The following is a 19,328-nucleotide window of genomic DNA, read 5'->3' as shown; positions in this document are numbered from 1 at the left end:
ACGGACCACCTATCGACCCCGTGTCAGCGTGCGGTAGACCTCGGCCAGCCGGGCGCGCGACCGCGCCCACGTCAGGCTCTCCTCGATGTGCGCGCGGCCTCTCCGCCCCATCGCCGCGGCCTCCTCCGGGTACTCCAGCAGGATCCGGACGGCCCGGGCCAGCTCGGCGGGACGGTCCGCCGGGACCAGCCGCCCGTGCCGCCCGTCCGCCATCAGCTCGCGGACGGCGGGCAGGTCCGAGGCGACCACCGGGACGCCCGCCGCCATCGACTCGATCACCTTCAGCGGCGCGCACCCCTGGTCCAGGTTGCGGGCGCAGCCCGTCAGCGGCGCCACCGACACCTCGGCGTGCGCCAGCCACGCGGCGACCTCGTGGTGCGGCAGCGCGAAACGCCAGTCGACCCGCTCGGCGACGCCGAGGCGCTCGGCCAGCCGCCGCACCGGCTTGGCCCGCCGCTCCGGGACGGACGCGCAGACCACCAGCCGCAGGCCGGGCAGGTCGGCGAGCCGCGCGAACGCGCGCATCAGCACGTCCAGGCCCTGCCACGGCTGCAGCGCGCCCACGTAGACGAGGTACCGCTCCGGCGCGCCCGCGGGGCGTTCCGGCCTGTCGCGGACGTCGGCGCCGTTCGGGACCAGGTGGATGCGGCCCTCCGGCACCCCGAGGCCCCGGACGGCATCGCCGATCACCCGCGACGGCACCACGACCGCGTCGCTGCGCTCCAGGCAGAACCGCTCCAGCTCGCGGATCTTGCCGAGCGTGGCGGGCGCGGCCCACGGCCAGGTGTGACTCATCTCGATGGACGGCAGTCCGTTGACCTCGTACACGACCGTGTGGCGCCGCCCGTCCGCGACCGCCGGAAGCGCGCTCCACGGGTCGCGCACATGGCAGACCTCCAGCGTCTCCCAGTGCGGCCGCAGGTGGGCCGCGACCCAGCCGGAGAACGCCTCGGCCCGGTCGATCAGGTTGGGGATCGCCGCGTCGAACCGCGCGACCTCCCGCGTCCCCTCCCGCTGGTAGCGCGGCAGGTCGCCGCCGCCGATCGCGGCGAGCAGCCCGCCCTCGAACCGCGTGAACAGCTCGTCGGCCATCTGCGCGATGTGGACCGCCGACCCCTTGCTGGACGGGAACCGGTCGAACGCGACGTACGCCGCCCTGTGCCGCATGGGCCCCTGGTGCCTCATCCGATCGCCGCCCCCTCCGGCACGTTCCGCAGCCCGCGGTGCCAGGCGATCTGGTCCGCGAGCCCCTCGGCCAGGCCCGTCGCGGCCGTCCAGCCGAGCAGCTCCCGGGCGCGGGCCGTGTCGGCCCAGGTGCGCGTCGCGTCCCCGGCCACGGGCGTCTCGCGCCGGATCTGCGCCGGGACGCCCAGCGCCCCGGTGAGCATCGCGATCGCGTCGCGGACCGCGACGTGCTCGGCGTGCCCCACGTTGACGGCGACGCCGGGCGCCAGGTCCTCGGCCGCCGCCGCCAGCGTGGCCGCGACGACGTCCCGCACGTGCGTGAAGCTCCTGGAGCTGCGCCCGTCCCCGAACACCGGCAGCGGCCGCCCGTCGAGCGCCGCCTCGACGAACCGGTGGAACGCCATGTCGGGCCGCTGCCGGGGCCCGTAGACCGAGAAGTACCGGAGCAGCACCGTCCGCAGCCCGCTCGCGGCCGCCGTCCGCGCGAGCCGCTCCGCCTTCGCCTTGCTCACCGCGTACGGGCTCGCCGGCTTCAGCGGATCGTCCTCCCGGTTCGGCCGCGGTCCCGCCGATCCGTACACCGACGAACTGGACGCGACGACGACCTTCGGCCGCAGCCGGGGCGGCCGCTGCACGCAGGCCGCCAGCAACCGCCGCGTCGCCGCCACGTTGTCCCGCTCGACGAGCGCCCTGCCCGGCCCCCACGAGTCGCGCACCCCGGGACGTCCCGCCAGATGCACGACGACGTCCGCCTCGGAGACGGCGGAGAGATCGTCCAGTGCCAGGTCGATCTCGGCGGCGACGACCCCCGGCCTGGTCGCGACCTTCGCCCACGTCCGCCGCGCGACGCCGGGACTCAGCGAACGCCCGGGCGCGTCGACGGCCAGCACCTCGTGCCCCGCCCCCGAGAACGCGTCCACGACATGGCTCCCGATGAACCCCGCCGCACCAGTGACCACCACCCGCACCCGGGCACTTTATCCGTCGGCCCCCGAAGTAGGACAGGGCTCTCGTCCCTGCTCACATGGGACTCCCCGCCGGGACCGTCCGGGGAGCGCGGGACGGGGGAACCGACGCCCTGTTGTCATTACTTAGAGTTAGTTTGTCATTACGCAGGGGCATGAGGCCGTTGTACTGATCAGAACGCTCTCGGGGGGAGAGTTCGTGAAACAGACCTACAAATGCGTAACCGTGGCATTCGCGGGCATTGTCGGGATCGGGGTCGCCAGCGGGACCGCACTGGCGTCGGCTCCGAGCACGGCCGAGGCGGCGGGCCCGGCGGCGCACGCCGCCCAGCCCGCCCTCGACCAGTACGCCACGGGCAAGGTGACCAGCCGGCACCGGCTGGCGGTCCGGTCCCGGCCGACCACGCACTCCAAGCGGGTCTACTGGCTGAAGCCCGGCCAGAGATTCCAGATCAAGTGCTGGACGCGCGGGCAGAAGGTCGGGCACACCCGGGTCTGGTACCGGATGGGCTACAGCAGCCCCAAGGACTGGGTCACCGCCAACTACGTGAAGGTCATCAAGGGCCACGTCCACCACTGCTGAGCGCGCCAGGGGCCGGGGACCGCACGCGGCCCCGGCCCGCCCGTCCCGCGGTCCAGGGCGCCCCGGTGGCCCCGCATCCCGGCCTTTCCGGCCGCCGGATGCTGTGATATCCAGGCCGGGCGGCTCCACTGCGTGACGGCGCCGCGCCCGCGGTCGCGAGTAGGGCGGAGACGATGGCGAGCACCGGTCCGCTGATCGAGGCCTTCGGCGACCCGGGCCGGGCGGAGGCGGCGAGCGTCCCGCGGCGGCTGGTCGTGGTGGTCTTCGACGGCGCGCTGATGGGAAGCATGTCCTTCGCCTGCGGAGTGTTCGACATCGCCGCGCACTACGGCGCACTGCCCGGCATGGACCTGCGGATCGTCGCGGGCGAGCCCGGCGCCGCGATCATCGGCGGGGGACTGTCGTGCGCCGTCCCGCACGACCTGGAGGCGGTCCGGGCCGCGGACCTGATCGTCGTCCCGAACCTGCCCCAGCCGACGGCCGAGCGCCCTCCCGGGCCGGTGCTGGACGCCCTGCGCGCCGCGCACGCGCGGGGCGCGCGGGTGGCGGGCCTGTGCAGCGGAGCGTTCGTGCTCGCGGCCGCCGGCCTGCTGGACGGCCGCCCGGCGACCACGCACTGGTCGGTCGCGGCGCGGCTGGCCGAACTCCACCCGGCGGTCCGGGTCGACGCGTCGGTCCTCTACATCGACGACGGGGACGTGCTGACCGCGGGCGGCGGTGCCGCGGGCATGGATCTCGGGCTGCACCTGATCCGCTCCATGCTGGGCCCCTCGAACGCCAACCGGGTCGCCCGGGCCATGGTGGTGCCGCCGCACCGGCCCGGCGGCCAGGCCCAGTACATCGAGGCGCCTGTCCCCGACCTCGACGACACCGACCCGGTGGCCGAGACGATCGCCTGGGCGCTCGAACGCCTGGACGCGGCGCTGCCCGTGTCCGTCCTGGCGCGCCGGGCGCACATGAGCAGGCGCAACTACGACCGCCGGTTCCGTGAGATCACCGGCTCCGCGCCCGCGCAGTGGCTCGTCCACCAGCGCGTCATCCGCGCGCAGCAGCTTCTGGAGACCAGCGACATGCCGGTCGACGAGGTCGCCCGGCGCTCCGGGTTCCCCTCGGCCGCCGCGCTGCGCGCGCGCTTCCGGCAGGACGTCGGGGTCACCCCCACCGCCTACCGCGAGACGTTCGCCCACCCCGCCAAGCGCCACGGGTTGTCCTGAAACCGCCGCCCGGCGGCCGAATCAGCACTCACACCCGCGCAGGACGGCGGACCAGAATCAGGACCACCGGAGCCCGCGCCGCCGCGCGCCGCGCCACCGGACCCCGCGCAGGCAAACCGACGGAACCCCGCATGAACAGAAGGGCCCCCCACACCCATGCGCTCCCGAGGTCTCACACTCACCACCGCCGCGCTCCTGGCGGGCGCCGCCCTGACCGCCCCCGCGTCCGCCGCCGCACCCGCGGACCCCGGACGATCCGCCAGCGTCCTCAGTGACACGGCCACCTTCAACACCCCGCCCGGCAACGAGATCCTCACCCACCTGCTGGACCTGATCCAGAACGCCGACCAGGGTTCGACGATCATGTTCACCGCGTTCCGGTTCGAGGAGCCGGTCATCGCCCAGGCGCTGCTCCTCGCGTCGAAGGCGCGTGGCGTGAAGGTCCAGCTCCTGGTCGACGGCGGGGCGCCCGAGGCCGAACACGAGGTGTTCACCCAGCTCAAGACGGCTCTCGACGAGGACGGGAATGACGAGACCTGGGCGCGTTACTGCCGACAGGTGCTCGGTGCTCCCCCGTACCCCTCCTGTCAGGGGACGAACGCGATGCACAACAAGTTCGTCCTGTTCTCCGGTACCAAAGGCGCGTCCAACGTGGTCTCCACGGGCTCGGCGAACATGAGGAGATCCTCCGGCAGCGACGCCTGGAACAGCTGGTACACGCACGTCGGGGACGCCAACCTGTACAACCGCTACGCCGGCTACTTCGAGGACCTCCAGAGGATGGAGGGGCGGCCCGACTACTACAACGACAACCCGCCGGTGATCACCGGCAACATCAAGAGCTACTTCTACCCGCGGGCGGTCGTGGACGGCGACCCGGCCGCGAACGACACCACCGTGCACACCCTGCAGGCGACCAGCTGCCCCGGCAAGATCCGCATCGCGAACTGGTCGGTCACCAGGAGCGCGATCGCCAAGGAGCTGGTCAAGAAGGCCCGCGAGGGGTGCAGCGTCGACGTCGTCGCCCGCAAGATCCACAAATCGGTCTGCGAACCGCTGGCGAAGGCCATGAACGAAGGCGCCCCGGTGCGGATGTGGGCGTACAAGCAGAACGAGGACGACGCCCCGAACTACGTCCACACCAAGGACATGATGATCGAGGCGGGCTACCCGAACACCACGAAGCTGGCCACGGTCGTGTTCACCGGCAGCGCCAACCTGAACCACGACTCCCTGGAGAACAACGACGAGAACTCCATCAGGATCATGAACGACAAAACCGTCTACACCCAGTTCGTGAGGAACTTCGACCAGATCACGAGCCACGCCGAGACCTCCGGACAGGGCTTCCAAATCCAGAGCGCCGATGACTGCGGGCGCGCCTACCCACAGGGGTAGGCCGCTCTGACACGCCTCTCATGAGGGTGCCCGCGTGGCTCAGCGGGGGCGGGCCACGCGGGTCTCGTCCCAGACGGGTTCCGCCGACTCGTAGACCGAGCCGTCGGACCCGAAGACGAGGTGGCGGTCGAACGCGCGGGCGAACCAGCGGTCGTGGGTGACCGCGACGACCGTGCCCTCGTAGGACTCCAGCCCCTCCTGGAGCGCTTCGGCGCTGGCCAGGTCGAGGTTGTCGGTCGGCTCGTCCAGCAGGAGCAGGGTGGCGCCGCCGAGTTCCAGGAGCAGGATCTGGAGCCGGGCCTGCTGGCCCCCGGACAGGGTCTCGAAGGGCTGCTCGGCGCACACGTTCAGCTCGTAGCGCGTGAGCGCGCTCATCGCGTCGTTCCGCAGCCGCGCGTGCTCGGTCATGACGATCTCGCACGGGGTGCGCCCGGCCAGGTCGGGACGGGCGTGGGTCTGCGCGAACAGGCCCGGCACCACCCGCGCCCCCAGGCGGGCCACGCCGGTGTGCGCGACGGGCTTCACCGGCGTCGCCCCGCGCGGAAGCGCCTCCGCGACGGCCGCGAGAAGGCGCAGGAAGTGCGACTTCCCGGAGCCGTTCGAGCCCAGGACGGCGACGCGCTCGCCGTACCAGACCTCGGTGGCGAACGGCTTCATCAGGCCCGTCAGTTCGAGGTCCTCGCAGACCACCGCGCGCTTGCCGGTCCTGCCGCCGCGCAGGCGCATCTTCAGGTTCTGGTCGCGGGGCGGGACCTCGGGCGGCCCCGCCTCCTCGAACTTGCGCAGCCGGGTCTGCGCCGCGCGGTAGCGGGACGCGAAACCGTCGTTCACCGTCGCCTTGGTCCGCAGGGTGTTGACCAGTTCCTTGAGCTTCGCGTGCTCCTCGTCCCAGCGGCGCCGCAGCTCCTCCAGGCGCTCGTTGCGGTCGCGGCGGGCGGCGGCGTAGGTGGCGAACCGGCCGCCGTGGATCCACACCCGGGCCGCCTCGACGGTGACGATCCGGTCGGCGGACCGGTCGAGCAGCTCGCGGTCGTGCGACACCAGGAGGACGGTCTTCGGCGTCTCCCGCAGCCGCTCCTCCAGCCACCGCTTGCCCGGGACGTCCAGGTAGTTGTCGGGCTCGTCCAGGAGGAGGACCTCGTCGGGGCCGCGGAGCAGGGCTTCGAGCGCGAGCCGCTTCTGCTCGCCGCCCGACAGGGTGCGGACCTCGCGCCACCGGCACGAGTCGTAGGGGACGCCGAGGGCCGCGACGCAGCACGCGTCCCACAGCACCTCGGCCTCGTAGCCGCCCGCGTCGCCCCAGCCCGCGAGGGCCGTGGCGTAGCGGAGCTGGGCGGGCTCGTCGTCGCGCTCCATCATCACCAGCTCGGCCGCCTCCACCGCGGCCGCCGCCTCCCGCACCCGGGGCGGCGCCAGCGACAGCAGGAGGTCGTGCACGCTCGACCCGTCCCGCACGCTGCCGATGAACTGGCGCATGACCCCGACGCCGCCGCTGTGCGCGACGGTCCCGGACTGCGGCGCCAGGTCGCCCGCGATCAGGCGCAGGAGCGTCGTCTTGCCCGCGCCGTTCGGCCCCACGAGGGCGGCCGTGACACCGTCGCCGACCCGGAAGGAGACGTCGTCGAGCAGCATCCGTCCGTCCGGCAGCACATGGCCGACGTGGCCCACCTCGACGTGTCCCATGCCGCCGAGTGTCGAGAACCCCCCGCCGCGCCGTCAATCGAATTACCCGGCCCGGCGCGGCGCTCGCCTAAGCGGGCTCATCCCGTGGAGTACTTCGACGGCCACCGCCAGGGCCGCGACGCCGGCCCTGCTCGTCGGACGCCTCACCAGACCGCGATCTCAGGGACGAGGCCGCGGTTTGCGGAGGTGCGGGAAATCTGGACGATCTTCCATGTGTCGCCAGCCGGCATGAAGGACGCGAAAAACCAGATCCCCAAGGAGTGCGTCATGGAACGTTCCCTCACCGCAGACCGCGACTACCTCGACGGCATCGGCCGGCTCCTGGTGCTGGGCATGGGCGTCGACGTCGTCATCCATGCCGAAGAGGACCGCGACGAGGTCGATGCCTGGATCGAGGCCGTCGGCGCCGTGTACGAGGTCGAGGCCGCCCGCGCCGAACTGGTGCGGTTCGGTCGCGAACTCAACCTGGAGCTCTTCCCGGTGGCGATCCGCTCCGGCGGGGCCTCGCCGGGCCCGGACGTGGCCGGTGACGTCACCTGTTCGGCCGACCACGGCAGCATCGCCGCCGCCGTCGTCAACGAACCGGTGACGCTCGACGGTGGCCGCGTCACCGTCGGAGCCCCCACCCCGGTTCCGGCCAGGGAGGAGGGCCACCTGACGGTCACGCTCAAGGTGCCCCGCGACTTCTCGATCACCGTCCGTCTCAAGGGCGGCGACATCACCACCCACGGCGTGCCGCGGAGCAACGCCCAGCTGCACACCGACGCCGGAACGGTGGCCCGCCACCAGGCATAGGACCACCGGAACGGCACACCCGAGGGGCCCGGCCACGCCGGGCCCCTCACTCCGTCCGGCGGCACACCGTCCGGGGGGACGCGGGAGCGCGTCCGCATCGGCGACGGCGGCCTCCGCGGCGAAGGTGACATGACCAACGCCGATGGTCAGTACCCTTGTGGCCGTGAGTCGAGAAGGTGTGACGCCGCAGAGCGAGGATTTCTCCGCCTGGTACAACGAGCTGGTGGTGCAGGCCCAGCTCGTCGACCGCGGACCGGTTCGCGGCACGATGGTCATCCGCCCGTACGGTTACCGGGTGTGGGAGCTGCTCCAGGCCGACCTGGACCGGCGCATCAAGGACGCCGGGCACGACAACGCCTGCTTCCCGATGTTCATCCCGGAGTCCTACCTCAAGCGCGAGGCCGAGCACGTCGAGGGCTTCTCCCCGGAGCTGGCCGTCGTCACGCACGCCGGCGGCAAGGACCTGGAGGAGCCGCTGATCGTGCGGCCGACCTCCGAGACGGTCATCGGCGAGTACATGGCCAAGTGGATCGACTCGCACCGCGACCTGCCGCTGCTGCTGAACCAGTGGGCCAACGTCGTCCGGTGGGAGATGCGGCCCCGGATGTTCCTGCGCACCACCGAGTTCCTCTGGCAGGAGGGCCACACCGCCCACGCCGACGAGGACGACGCGATGCGCGAGACGATGTGGGCGCTGGACGCCTACGCGAGCCTCGCGCGGGAACTGGCGGCGATCCCGGTCGTGTCGGGTGAGAAGACGCCCGGCGAGCGGTTCGCCGGCGCCGTCCGCACCTACACGATCGAGGCCATGATGCGCGACGGCCGGGCCCTGCAGTCCGGCACGTCCCACTACCTCGGCACGAACTTCGCCAAGGCGTTCGAGATCCAGTACCAGGACGAGGAGGGCAGGCTCACCCTCGCCCACACCACGTCCTGGGGCATGAGCACCCGCATGATCGGCGGCGTGATCATGACGCACGGGGACGACAAGGGCCTGGTGCTGCCGCCGCGGCTCGCGCCCTACCAGGTCGTGGTCGTGCCGATCGGCCGCAAGGAGCAGGGCGAGCAGGCCGCCGCGGAGGCCCGCCGGCTCGGTGCGGCGATCAAGTCGATGGGCATCCGGGTGCACGTCGACGACAACCGCCCGCAGCTGACACCCGGCTTCAAGTTCAACGAGTGGGAGATGCGCGGCGTACCGATCCGCATCGAGCTCGGCAAGCGCGACATCGAGAACGGCGTCGCCACCGTCGTCCGGCGGCTCCCGACCGTCGAGGGGCAGGGCAAGGAGCAGATCCCGCTCGACAAGGTGCCCGAGGTGCTGCCCGGGATGCTCGCCGACTTCCAGTCGTTCCTGCTGGCCAGGGCCGAGAAGTTCCGCGAGGACAACACCGTCGTCGTGGACGGCTGGGACGCGTTCGTCGCGCAGGTCGCCACCGGCTGGGCCCGCGCGTTCCACTGCGGCGACACCGGCTGCGAGGACGACATCAAGGCCGAGACCGCCGCGACCCCGCGCGTCATCGCCACCGACGCGCCCGAGGAGACCGGCGTCTGCGTGAAGTGCGGCCGTCCGTCCGCCTACGGCAAGCGCGTCATCTTCGGCCGCGCCTACTGACGCCGCCTCCGAGCGGGCCCGCCGGGGGGCGGGCCCGCTCCGGGCCGCCCCCGGTGGTCCGACTTTTTCGATCTTCATGCCCGGCCCGGGCGAGTCCATCGGCATCGGCAGGGACGGCCTCGTTCCTCTCGTGACGCGTGCGCACTCTTCGCTCCCTCAAGAGGGATTCTCCGGTCTCGCCATCGATTTGGCTTCTCGGCGAGACAGCGGAAAGGTATGCATCGCTGCGGATATCGGACCGCAGAGCAGACCTCAACGCATTCGAGGGAACTCTCATGGTTTTCTTCAAGAAGTATCGCTGGGCCTTACTCGCCTGCCTCCTGGCGGCGGCAGTGGGCGGCTTCCTGGCGATGGCGGACGGCTCCAAGGCCGGCCGCGGCGCGCACCCCGGCCACGTGAAGGACTGGGGCACCTGCCCGGACGGGACAAAGATCGAGTCCCTGGCCAAGGGATTCTCGACGCCGAAGGACGGTGTCATCACCAAGCACCTCGAACAGCCGGGGTGCTCCGTCGCCGTCAAGGATCCGACCGGGACGATCCTCTACACCGAGCTGATCCGCTCGCACCACTACGTGGTGGTGACGGGCAACGGGTTCACCGTGACGAGGCTGGTCGACGTACGGAACCCCGAAGACTGCAAGGTCGGGCTGCCGTACGACCGCTGCTTCTTCTCCCACGATGCCGTTGACTGAGGGCTCCCTCGACTGACGGCCGGCACCTGAATCCTCGGAGCGTGCCATGCGCGCTCCGAGGGTTCCTTCACGTTCGCGGCCGCACCGGCCGGAACCGGGACGGCCGCTCGTCAGGAGTCCCCGGCCTCCGACGCGCGACTCTCCGCGCGCCGCCGCGTCAGGTACGGCTGGACGAACCACGCCCACCCGCAAAGGAGCACCGCGACCACGACCGTGGCGGCGGTGGCGGCGGCCTCATCCGACAGGGACTGGACGACCAGTGTCGTCGCCGCGGTCATCGAGACGCCCAGCGCGAAGGCGCCGGCGATCCCGAACCGGTTCGCGCGCCGGATCAGCAGCGCCTTCTGCCCGAGCCGGAACAGGATCCGGTGCTGGATGACGGGCGCGATGAAGCAGACGGACGCGAACCCCGCCCCGAACAGCGCGACGTAGAACAGCGCGCGGCCCAGCTCACTGACCTTCGTGTCGAAGCTCGCCGAGAACGGGACGGTCAGCAGGAAGGCGAACAGCACCTGCACGCCGGTGGTCGCGACACGGAAGCCCTGGAGGAGCTCCATCAGTTGCCGGTCCAGACGTTCGTGTTCCGTCTCGTTGCGGGGCTTGTCCGAGGGGTCGACGCTCATGGATGCCGTTTACCCCGGCAAAACGCCCATCAGTCGCGCGGCTGAAACGTTCTAGTCGAGAGTCGGCGGCTCCACCCGCAGCGCGAGCATGGACACGTCGTCGCGCAGGTCGCCGTCGCAGAAGTCGAGCAGCGCCCGCTCCACTCCGCCGAGCATCTCCTCCGGCGGCTTCCCCGCGTGCCCGGCGAGCGCCTCCAGCAGCCGCTCCTGGCCGAACTCCTGCCGCGTCATGTCGCACGCCTCCAGGACCCCGTCCGAATGCAGGATCAGCGTGTCGCCGACGGCGAGGTCGATCGTGTCGAGCCCGGCCTCGAAGTCCTCGAACAGGCCGAGCGGGACGCCGCCGCGCGACGCCGACCTGATCACCCCGTCGGCGCGGACGACGATCGCCGGCGGGTGGCCCGCGGTGCCGAGCGACACGATGATCCGCTCGGTCTCCAGCGTCAGGTTCGCCATCACGGCGGTGACGAAGCGGTCCTCGTCCAGCAGGGCCTCGTTCACGGTCGCGAGCACGTCGCCGGGACGGGCCTTCCACCGCGACGCGAGCCGGACGCAGTGCCGGGCGGTCGACGTCACGGCCGCCGCGTCCTCGCCCTTGCCGCACACGTCGCCGAGGACCAGCCCCCACCCGTTCTCGGTGCGGAACACGTCGTAGAAGTCGCCGCCCACTTCCGAGCCGTGGGTGGACGTCAGGTACCGGGCGGCCACGCTCACCCCGGGAATGGAGGGGAGCGTCTTCGGCAGCAACCCGGCCTGGAGCGTGTCGGCCACCTCGGCGCGGCGCCGGTAGAGCCGCGCGGCACGGATCACCAGGGCCAGGTAGCGGCCGAGCCGCTGCACGACCCCGAGGTCCATGAGGTCGAACGGGCCGTACTCGCCGCTGGCCGCCAGCGTGATCGTGCCGATGGCGCGGTCGCCGTCCTCGATGGGGACGCTGAGCACCGACGTCACGCCGATCTTGCCGCACACCGGCAGCCCGTCCGGGCACATGCCGAGCACGTCGAGGTTCTCCACGTGCGGGCGCAGCGCGCTCTGCCGGGTGACGAAGACGTCGTGGGGAAGCGTGTCCTCGGCGGGGTCGACCTCTTCCAGCATCCTCGCGGCCTCGACGGACCGCTCGTCCTCCGGGCCCATCACGACCTGGCGGCGCAGCGCGGGCGCCGCGCCCGCCCTGGTCGCACCGCCCTGCGCGCCCCCCTGCGGTCCGCCGCCGGGGCCGGTCAGGTCGATGAACGCCCAGTCCGCCAGTTCCGCGGCCAGCAGCCGGGCGCAGCGCCGCACGGCCACCGTCTCGTTGAAGACCGGCTCGTCCAGCAGCAGCTCGCTGGCGGTGGCGAGGACGTCCATCCGGTGCACGATCGTGGCGACGGCCTCGTCGTCGCCCTGCCCGCCGTCGGCGGCCCGCACCCGGGCGGCGCCCGCCGCCTGGGCCCTGGACGCCGCGGCCCCGCCGTCGTCGGCGGGCGTGGTCGTCGGCCCGGCGGCCACCACGACCATCGGGTCGGGCTCGCCGCGGATCCACACCCGCGCCACCGTCAGCACGGCGTCGATCGGATGGTCCCGGCCGAGGAACCGGACGCTGACGCGGCGCCGCTGCCCCGTCCGGATCGCCGCCGCCAGCTGCGACCGGACCGCCGCCCGGGTCGCCATGTCGCAGAACGCCGTGAACTGCTTGCCCGACACGTATCCCGCCGACGTGCCGAGCAGCATGGCCGCCTGCCGGTTGACCCGGCGGACGTTCGTCGTCCGGTCGAGCAGGAACAGCGGCACGGGGGCGTCCTGGAAGACGGTGCGCAGCACGCGCCGCTCGTTCTCGGCGGCGGCCGACCCGCCGGGCTCGCCGGACTGCTCGCCGCCCATCGTGCGCAGCACGGTCAGCGCCAGCTCCAGCTCGACCAGCGCCGCGTCCAGCGTGGCGCGCAGGTCGGGCTCGGGCACGCCGGCGGCCTGGCGCAGCTCGCCGATGCGTCCCTCGAGATCCGAGATCTCCCGCAGGAGGGTCTCGGGCTCGAGCTGGTCAGGCCGATCGTGCATCTGGTCTCCTTTCGCCCGCGTCACCACGGTGGAACCAGGCGGCTCCCGCCCGACCCGGGCCGGACACCGTTCTACGGGGCCGCTTCACGCAGCCTATGCTCCCCGCCCGCACCTAGGGCAGGCCCTGGTGACCGACGATACGCTGGGCGAGCGCGGTGAGCTTCACGTGGCGCGTCTGTGAGATGCGACGCATCTCGGCGAATGCCTCGTCGGCGTCGCAGCCGAGCGCGTGCATGAGAATTCCCTTGGCCTGGTCGACGACCGCCCGCGCCTCGACGGCGGCCTGGAGCTGGACGGCGGTGCGGTGCACGTCGTCGTACTGCTGGCTGTTCGAGAAGGCCGCGGTGCCCTGCGCTACCAGCAGGGACGTGATCGCGTGCCGCTCGGGCCCGAGCGCCTTCGGCGTCACCCCGTACAGGGTGAGGGTGACGAGGACCCGCGGGCTCTGGTGCGGGGTCGTGGCGAAGCAGCGCACCCCGCGGCGCAGCATGTCCGACATCGCCTCGGGCCAGCGGGTCTCGGCGAGGATGTCGTCGGCGGTCAGCGCCCGGCGGTCGGCCACCACGTCGAACAGCGGCCCGTGCCCGCGGGACAGCTGCCGGTCGGTCACCTCGGCCAGGTCGGGATGGCTGGCCGCGGCGGCCAGCGGTTCGGGCCGGTTCTCCTCCGCGCCGGCGCGCCCGTCCTGGAGGGGCATGTCCGGCATGCCGCTCGCCCGGTCGGGCAGACCATGAGGGCTCGGCAGCGCCCACCGCACGCTCGCCGCGCCCGCGCACCCCGGCACGGCGCGCGCCGCGAGCTCGGTCACCCGGTGCAGGGTGCCCACGTCGGAGGACTCTCCGACCATGCCCAGCCGGGCGATCTCAAGCGCGAGCTGGTCCGTCAGGACCGTTTCGGTGGACGTCACCTTTCCGAGAGTAGCCTGCCCCGGAGGATGCGCAGGCGGGCCCTGCTCGGCCGTGCGGCCCTGGTGCCTCATGGGGTGTCCTAGTTGTTGGGCGGCGCCTTGCTGATCTCGGGAAGGGGCCCGGAGTCGCCGTTCGCCAGGGCCAGGTCGCCGATGCACACGATCCCGACGGGGTGGTGCTCGGCGTCCACGACCGGCAGCCGCCGGACGGCGTGCTCGCTCATCAGCCGCGCCACGGTGTCGGTGTCGTCCTCGGGGTGGACGGTGGTCAGTTCGGCCGTGCAGACGTCGCCGAGCGGGGTGAGCGAGGTGTCGCGGCTCTCGGCCACCGCGCGGATCACGATGTCACGGTCGGTCACCAGTCCGCAGAGCCGTCCCGCGTAGGTGACCAGCACGTCGCCGATGCCCTCGTCCCGCATGATGCGAGCCGCCTCGTAGAGCGTCGCGTCGAGCGGCAGAGACTGGGGCGCCGCCGTCATCACGTCGCTGACCCTCGATGACATAGCGCGCACATCCTCCCGAATAGCCAACGCCTCGCGTGGCCTGTGTGTGCGCGCCCTACCCACGGTCGGCAGCCCTATTCGGACGGTTTGCGAATCGGCCGCCGACCTGCGCCGGGTCAGAACGCGAAGACGGTTCCGGTGCGCGACTGCATCGCGCAGTCGTTGCCGTACTCGGCCTTGAAGCGCGCGGGTCTGCCCTTCCACCGTCCTTCGGCGCGGGCGATGACAGGGGCGTGGACGGCGGTGCACATGCGGCCGTCCGGCCGGTGCTCGAACCGCCCGCCCGACCCCTCCAGCTCCAGGCAGGCCCGCTGGGCTTCGGGGTGCTCGCCCCCCGGCGGATCGCAACGCAGCGTGACCGTCCTACTCCCGGACGTACCCCCGCCCGGATGCGTGACGGAAAGCCGCAACGACGTCTCCGCCCCAGGTGGCGCGGCGGGGATCAGGGCGACGACCGCCCCGACGACGACCGCGCTGAACAGGTTCGGCATACACGACTCCCGAGTTTCCGAGGGACGTCGCACAACGTATCCGACCCATAACAGATCGTGCAGGCAAACGCACACCCTCTAACCCCGAAGCAACCCCCACCCACAACAACCTCGACGATCGCGACCATGACCGTGGCGACGCTGCGGCTGCGGCAGGCCGGAAGGAGGGCACCAAAATAGACACCCACTGACCTCAGCCACCGCCGCAACCACGCAATGACCTCAATGGTTGCGATCGCGTCCGAAGGCAGGTTCAAGCGGAGCGAGAACCTGATCGCGCAGCGAGCCGCAAGGCGAGCCGGAGCGATGCCAGCGATCGCCCGCGTTTCTCGACGATGGAGGGCCGCCAGGCCCGAAGGAGGAGAAAAACGCTAGGCAGCGAGGCTCAGCGATTCGCGGAGTTGCTTGCGGCCGCGGTGGAGGCGGGACATGACGGTGCCGATGGGGGTGCCCATCAGGTCGGCGATCTCCTTGTAGGGGTAGCCCTCGACGTCGGCGAGGTAGACGGCGTCGCGGAAGTCCTTGGGGAGGGCGCGGAGGGCGGCGACGACCTGGGAGTCGGGGATGCGGTCGAGGGCCTCGGATTCGGCGGACCGGAAGCCGGAGGCGTGGGCTTCGGCCTGCGCGATCTGCCACTCCTCGAGTTCTTCGGAGCCGGCGCGCTGGGGCTCGCGCTGCTTCTTGCGGTAGGTGTTGATGAAGTTGTTGGTGAGGATGCGGTGCAGCCACGCCTTGAGGTTCGTGCCTTCCTGGAACTGGTGGAAGTTCACGTAGGCCTTGGTCAGCGTCTCTTGGACGAGGTCCTCTGCGTCGGCGCTGTTGCGGGTCATGCGGACGGCGCTGATGTAGAGGGGGTCTGCGAGCGGCAGAACGTCGCGCTCGTAGCGGAGCGCGTCGTCGGACGTGGCGTTGCCGTTGGCGTCGCGGCCGTTGTCGCCCTTGGCGTTGCGGTGGACGGGCGTGGTGACAGCGGTCATCGTCGCTCCCCGTGGTTGTGTCCCCGGTGGACGGGGACGGTTGCCTGGCGCGTGGTCGGGGGCACGCGCGGGCCGGGCGGTTGAACGCCCCCCGTCGAGTGGTACGTGCCACCGTTCCCGGCGGGTTCGGTGTGGCCTCGGCCTCGCTTGGAGGGTGGGCCGAGGGTTCGGCGCGCTTCGGCTGTGCCAGAGCGACCCCGTTGCCGGGACGTCGCGGGCGTCGCCCGATCGAGCGCTTCGATCCGCCGGTGGGTCTTCCTGTCCTGTAAGACGCATGGAACGAGCCAAATGGTTGCCAGGGTTCTATGTGGCCTCCATCACATCAGGTCGTTTCTTGGTCAAAGTGGTGCTGATCGGCCGGTATAGAGCCCGATCCCCCGGGAGCCCGCGCGCGGCGGGTCCCGGGAGACCGGGGTGAGGGGTCAGTCGAGCAGGTGGTTCAGGGCCTTCACGGCCAGGGCGCGTGCCTCCGGGGTCTGCTCCAGGCCGAAGCCGAGGAGGACGCTGTCCCTGGTCGCCACCGCGGAGACGGAGTCGATCAGGGCCTGCGACCGGACGAACTCGGTGCCGTTGCCGGGGCTCCCGGCCGGGGCGCCCTGGACGGCCCAGGGGCCGAGGCCGGTCTCGAAGCCTTCGGCGTCGAGCGGGCCGCCGGTGGTGGTGAGCCTGGTGTCGTCGATGAACAAACCGGTCCCGCCGGTGGCGGGGTCGCTGACGTAGGAGATCGACACTTCGACCTTCTTGCCCGCGTAGGCGGCCAGGTCGAACGCGGCGGGGACCCAGCCGTCGGAATTGCCCGTGAAGGCGTTCCAGGCACCGGACGTCCCGGTGCCCCCACAGGGGTTGCCCCGGGTGAGGTAGTGGCCGAGGAACGGATGCATGTCGATGAGGTAGCCCTGCTCGCACTGTTCAGGGACGGCCGTGCTCGTCCGGCCGTTCTTGTCGGGCAGGGTGGTCCAGTCCTCGGCGCCGGTGGTGTGCGCCTCGACGATGACGTTGTCGAAGCCCGTCTCGGTGCTGTAGGAGAGCTGGGCCTGCAGGGCCGGGGCCTGGGCGGCGGTGACCGAGGACAGATCGATCGTGCGGGTCAGGCGCCGGTAGGCGCCGTCCTGGTGCGGTCCCGCGACGTACCACTGGCCCTCGACGGGTTCGGTGGGTGCGGCGGCGCCGGTGTAGTCGCCGGCCTTCCAGCTGGTGAACTGGGGGAAGCCGGCCTTGGGCAGGACGGTCGAGGTGACCTGGAACCCGCCGGCCTCGTTCACCGGGTTGGCCGGGGTGCCGGTGAGCTTGGACGTGACGCCTTCGAGCGGCGGGGCCGTCCCGGCGAATCCGGTGGGGGAGCCGACGCGCTGCCTGTCATAGGCGCCCAGGTAGTACTGGAAGAAGTCGTCCGACAGCAGTTCGCAGTCGTCCCGGAAGTTGCCCGTGACGACGCAGGGCTTCTCGGGGTGGCCCTTCAGCCCGTAGTAGATGCCGCCGCCGTTGAGCCGGCTGATCGGGCCGTAGTAGCCGGTCGTCTCACCGGTGTGGAGCAGTTTCCCGCCCTCGTTCAGGTAGGAGCGGACGGACAGCAGCAGGTCCTTCTCCCGGTCGGCGACCTGCGAGTCGCGGGCGTCGCCGAGGAAGGTCTTCACCGGGTCGTCGGCCGCGTCCTGCGTGAGCCGGTTGTCACCGAGGTACCAGACGACCGCCTTGAAGTGCTTCATGACGCCGAGGTCGTGCGGGACGCCGTCCCGGTCGATGTCCCAGACGAGCGGCCGGTGCTTGGCGGCCTTGACGAGGTCGGCGTACTGGGGGGCGTACCGGGGCTTGTTCGTTCCGGCCGGATAGGTCGGGTTGATACCCGTGTAGTCCTCGTCCGCGATGACCAGGACATCGGCCTTCTGCTGGTCGCGCACTGTGTAGGTGAAGTGCTTGCTCTCCACCTGCTTGTGGCCCTTCCTGCCGGTGAACCACGCCTCGACCCTGTCCCCGGGCCGCTGCCCCGCGACCTCGCCGCGGAACTCGGCGTAGTAGAGGTCGTTCTCGCCGCCGAAGCGCTCGCCGCCGCGCCATTCGCGCACGTGGGCGCGCCGGACCCGGCCGCCGTCGATCCGGTAGCGCAGCTCCTTGGCCCGCAGCGACCTGCGGATCACCGCGGCGACCTCCTGGGAGGGGCCGTAGGACGCGCCGAACGCGTCCGTCTCGAAGTCCGGCGCGGTGCGTCCCACCGGGGAGACGGGTTCGTCGGGGGTGCGCGCCGACTTGCCGACCGACAGCGCGAACGGCAGGTTCTTCTGGAACTCGCGGGCGATCAGCGCCTCGTCGTCCGGGAACTCGAAGTCGCTGGCGCAGCCGCCCGGCTCCCACGCGTCGTCCGGATCCTCGTTCGCGGCGGTGGTGCAGGTCGCCATCTCCGGCGTGATCGACAGGGACCCGTACACGTTGTCGGCCTGGCCGTCGGTGTCGCCGTTCGTGGTGTAGAGCTGGGCGCCGAGCTCGGGCGTGTAGCCGGGGACGGCCGGATGGTCGATGTCGCCGAGCAGCGCGTCGTGGATCGCGTCGTCCGGGCTGCGGGTGAGCGCCTGCCAGCCGACGCCGTGCAGGAGCAGCTGGGCGGCCGAGTGGTAGTTGACCAGGTAGGTGGGGCGGAGCCGCTCGTACAGGCCGAGCTGCGCCTTCGTCTCGGGCTCGGATCCCGGCGCCTTGCCGCGGTAGGTCTGGTTCGCGGGCTGGTCCGAGGAGCCCTCGTTGTCGTAGCCCCACTTGTAGGGGAAGTTGCGGTTGAGGTCGACGCCGTCGGCGCCGGTGATCCGGCCGTCGCCGTCGTTGTCGCGGGTGTTCTTGCGCCAGAGCCGGAAACCGTCCTTGAACGTCAGGTCGTAGCCGTCCACGTTCACGACCGGGACGAACCACAGGTCCGTGGTGTCAATGATCTTCGTGACCGCGGCGTCCGCGCCGTATCCGTCCACGTAGTGGTGCAGCAGCCGGCGGACCATCTCCGGAGTGATCCACTCCCGGGCGTGCTGGGCCGCCTGGTAGACGACGACGGGGCGCCGGCCGTCCCTGAGGCCGCGCACGTCCTTGCTGACGCGCACCGCCGTGATCGGCTGCCCCTGGCCGGACGTCCCGACGTCCACCGCCATGGCGATGGACGGATGGTCGGCGGCCACCTTGAGAAGCTCCTCGCGGATGTTCCCGGGGCCGCTGTAGGGACGGAAGACCTTGGGCGCGGCCAAGGCCCGCTGCCGGGCGTCCTTGCCGTTCACCTTCCTGACCGAGAGGGCGAGGCCCCGCGCGTTCAGCGCCGCCGCCTCGGTGCCGCTCATGACCGCCTCGACGTGGACGCGGTCCTTCCGCGCGCTCTTGGAGAAGCGGACGTCCTCCCGGTCGAGCGCGGAGCGGTTCAGCAGCCGCACCTGGTCGGCGGTGAGCTCGGCGGCGTAGACGTCCACGGCGGCGCCGGACGGGGACGCCTTCGGGGCCGCGTGCGCCGGGGAGGCCGCGAACGTCCCGATCAGGAGCGCGGCGGCGGCGAGGGCGGGGGCGAGTGTTCGCCGCCGCCCGCGCCGCGTCAGTGTGCGGTGCCGGAAAAGGGTGCGCGGCGGTAACGGTGTGCGCGACATTGCGCCTCCTGGCAGGGATCACAACGGGGGCTGCGCGATCGTCTGCCGAGGGGCAATGGGT

General features: G+C 71.8%; 16 protein-coding genes. 6 read left to right on the top strand and 10 right to left on the bottom strand.

What is annotated here, in order from left to right:
* Positions 1-9: 9 nt before the first annotated feature.
* Both AB0C84_RS34960 and AB0C84_RS34955 read right to left on the bottom strand, forming a co-directional pair.
* Entirely contained in the window at positions 10-1,167 is a 1,158-nt protein-coding gene (locus tag AB0C84_RS34960) for a glycosyltransferase family 4 protein (protein ID WP_258945393.1), read from the bottom strand.
* Between the two features lie 14 nt (positions 1,168-1,181).
* The gene (locus AB0C84_RS34955; RefSeq protein WP_361074688.1) at positions 1,182-2,153 is read right to left on the bottom strand and encodes an NAD-dependent epimerase/dehydratase family protein; all 972 of its coding nucleotides are present in this window, start codon (positions 2,151-2,153) and stop codon (positions 1,182-1,184) included.
* Between the two features lie 223 nt (positions 2,154-2,376).
* Here AB0C84_RS34955 and AB0C84_RS34950 point away from each other — a divergent pair, with 223 nt between their 5' ends.
* The 3 genes from AB0C84_RS34950 (at position 2,377) to AB0C84_RS34940 (ending at position 5,345) form a co-directional block, all read left to right on the top strand.
* Positions 2,377-2,733, top strand: a complete 357-nt coding sequence (locus AB0C84_RS34950; RefSeq protein WP_361074686.1) for a hypothetical protein — start codon at positions 2,377-2,379, stop codon at positions 2,731-2,733.
* A gap of 173 nt (positions 2,734-2,906) precedes the next feature.
* The gene (locus AB0C84_RS34945; RefSeq protein ID WP_361074684.1) at positions 2,907-3,947 is read left to right on the top strand and encodes a helix-turn-helix domain-containing protein; all 1,041 of its coding nucleotides are present in this window, start codon (positions 2,907-2,909) and stop codon (positions 3,945-3,947) included.
* Positions 3,948-4,103: 156 nt separating this feature from the next.
* Positions 4,104-5,345: a phospholipase D-like domain-containing protein gene (locus AB0C84_RS34940; protein ID WP_361074682.1), complete on the top strand. Its 1,242-nt coding sequence runs from the start codon at positions 4,104-4,106 to the stop codon at positions 5,343-5,345.
* A gap of 39 nt (positions 5,346-5,384) precedes the next feature.
* Here AB0C84_RS34940 and AB0C84_RS34935 read toward each other — a convergent pair whose 3' ends face one another.
* Positions 5,385-7,028 (bottom strand): ATP-binding cassette domain-containing protein, encoded by a 1,644-nt coding sequence (locus AB0C84_RS34935; protein ID WP_361074680.1) that lies wholly within the window; start codon positions 7,026-7,028, stop codon positions 5,385-5,387.
* A 267-nt stretch (positions 7,029-7,295) separates the two neighbouring features.
* Between AB0C84_RS34935 and AB0C84_RS34930 the strand changes: the two genes are divergently transcribed.
* The 3 genes from AB0C84_RS34930 (at position 7,296) to AB0C84_RS34920 (ending at position 10,127) form a co-directional block, all read left to right on the top strand.
* Positions 7,296-7,823, top strand: a complete 528-nt coding sequence (locus AB0C84_RS34930) for a hypothetical protein (RefSeq protein ID WP_361074678.1) — start codon at positions 7,296-7,298, stop codon at positions 7,821-7,823.
* A 163-nt stretch (positions 7,824-7,986) separates the two neighbouring features.
* Positions 7,987-9,435: a proline--tRNA ligase gene (gene proS / locus AB0C84_RS34925; protein WP_312879230.1), complete on the top strand. Its 1,449-nt coding sequence runs from the start codon at positions 7,987-7,989 to the stop codon at positions 9,433-9,435.
* A 275-nt stretch (positions 9,436-9,710) separates the two neighbouring features.
* Positions 9,711-10,127, top strand: coding sequence for a hypothetical protein (locus AB0C84_RS34920; protein ID WP_361074675.1), 417 nt, complete (start codon positions 9,711-9,713; stop codon positions 10,125-10,127).
* 110 nt (positions 10,128-10,237) lie between these two features.
* On the opposite strand, the gene AB0C84_RS34915 is transcribed toward AB0C84_RS34920, so the two are convergent.
* From AB0C84_RS34915 to AB0C84_RS34885, 7 genes are all read right to left on the bottom strand, one after another.
* The gene (locus tag AB0C84_RS34915) at positions 10,238-10,750 is read right to left on the bottom strand and encodes a DUF6328 family protein (protein ID WP_361074673.1); all 513 of its coding nucleotides are present in this window, start codon (positions 10,748-10,750) and stop codon (positions 10,238-10,240) included.
* Between the two features lie 51 nt (positions 10,751-10,801).
* Entirely contained in the window at positions 10,802-12,784 is a 1,983-nt protein-coding gene (locus tag AB0C84_RS34910; RefSeq protein WP_258945384.1) for a SpoIIE family protein phosphatase, read from the bottom strand.
* A 112-nt stretch (positions 12,785-12,896) separates the two neighbouring features.
* Positions 12,897-13,691: an ANTAR domain-containing protein gene (locus AB0C84_RS34905; RefSeq protein ID WP_258945383.1), complete on the bottom strand. Its 795-nt coding sequence runs from the start codon at positions 13,689-13,691 to the stop codon at positions 12,897-12,899.
* An 80-nt stretch (positions 13,692-13,771) separates the two neighbouring features.
* Positions 13,772-14,194: a CBS domain-containing protein gene (locus tag AB0C84_RS34900; RefSeq protein ID WP_179844153.1), complete on the bottom strand. Its 423-nt coding sequence runs from the start codon at positions 14,192-14,194 to the stop codon at positions 13,772-13,774.
* Between the two features lie 116 nt (positions 14,195-14,310).
* Positions 14,311-14,685, bottom strand: a complete 375-nt coding sequence (locus AB0C84_RS34895) for an SSI family serine proteinase inhibitor (RefSeq protein ID WP_361074670.1) — start codon at positions 14,683-14,685, stop codon at positions 14,311-14,313.
* A 371-nt stretch (positions 14,686-15,056) separates the two neighbouring features.
* A complete protein-coding gene (locus tag AB0C84_RS34890) occupies positions 15,057-15,662 on the bottom strand; it encodes a sigma-70 family RNA polymerase sigma factor (RefSeq protein WP_361074667.1) in 606 nt (201 codons plus the stop codon).
* A gap of 422 nt (positions 15,663-16,084) precedes the next feature.
* Entirely contained in the window at positions 16,085-19,267 is a 3,183-nt protein-coding gene (locus AB0C84_RS34885; protein ID WP_361074665.1) for a M14 family zinc carboxypeptidase, read from the bottom strand.
* Between the last annotated feature and the right edge of the window lie 61 nt (positions 19,268-19,328).

The organism is Actinomadura sp. NPDC048955 (genome assembly GCF_040649435.1).
In the GTDB taxonomy this organism is placed as follows: Bacteria; Actinomycetota; Actinomycetes; order Streptosporangiales; family Streptosporangiaceae; genus Spirillospora; species Spirillospora luteofluorescens.
Note: the sequence above shows the minus strand (reverse complement) of the source record. Positions and strands in the feature narration are given on the sequence as shown.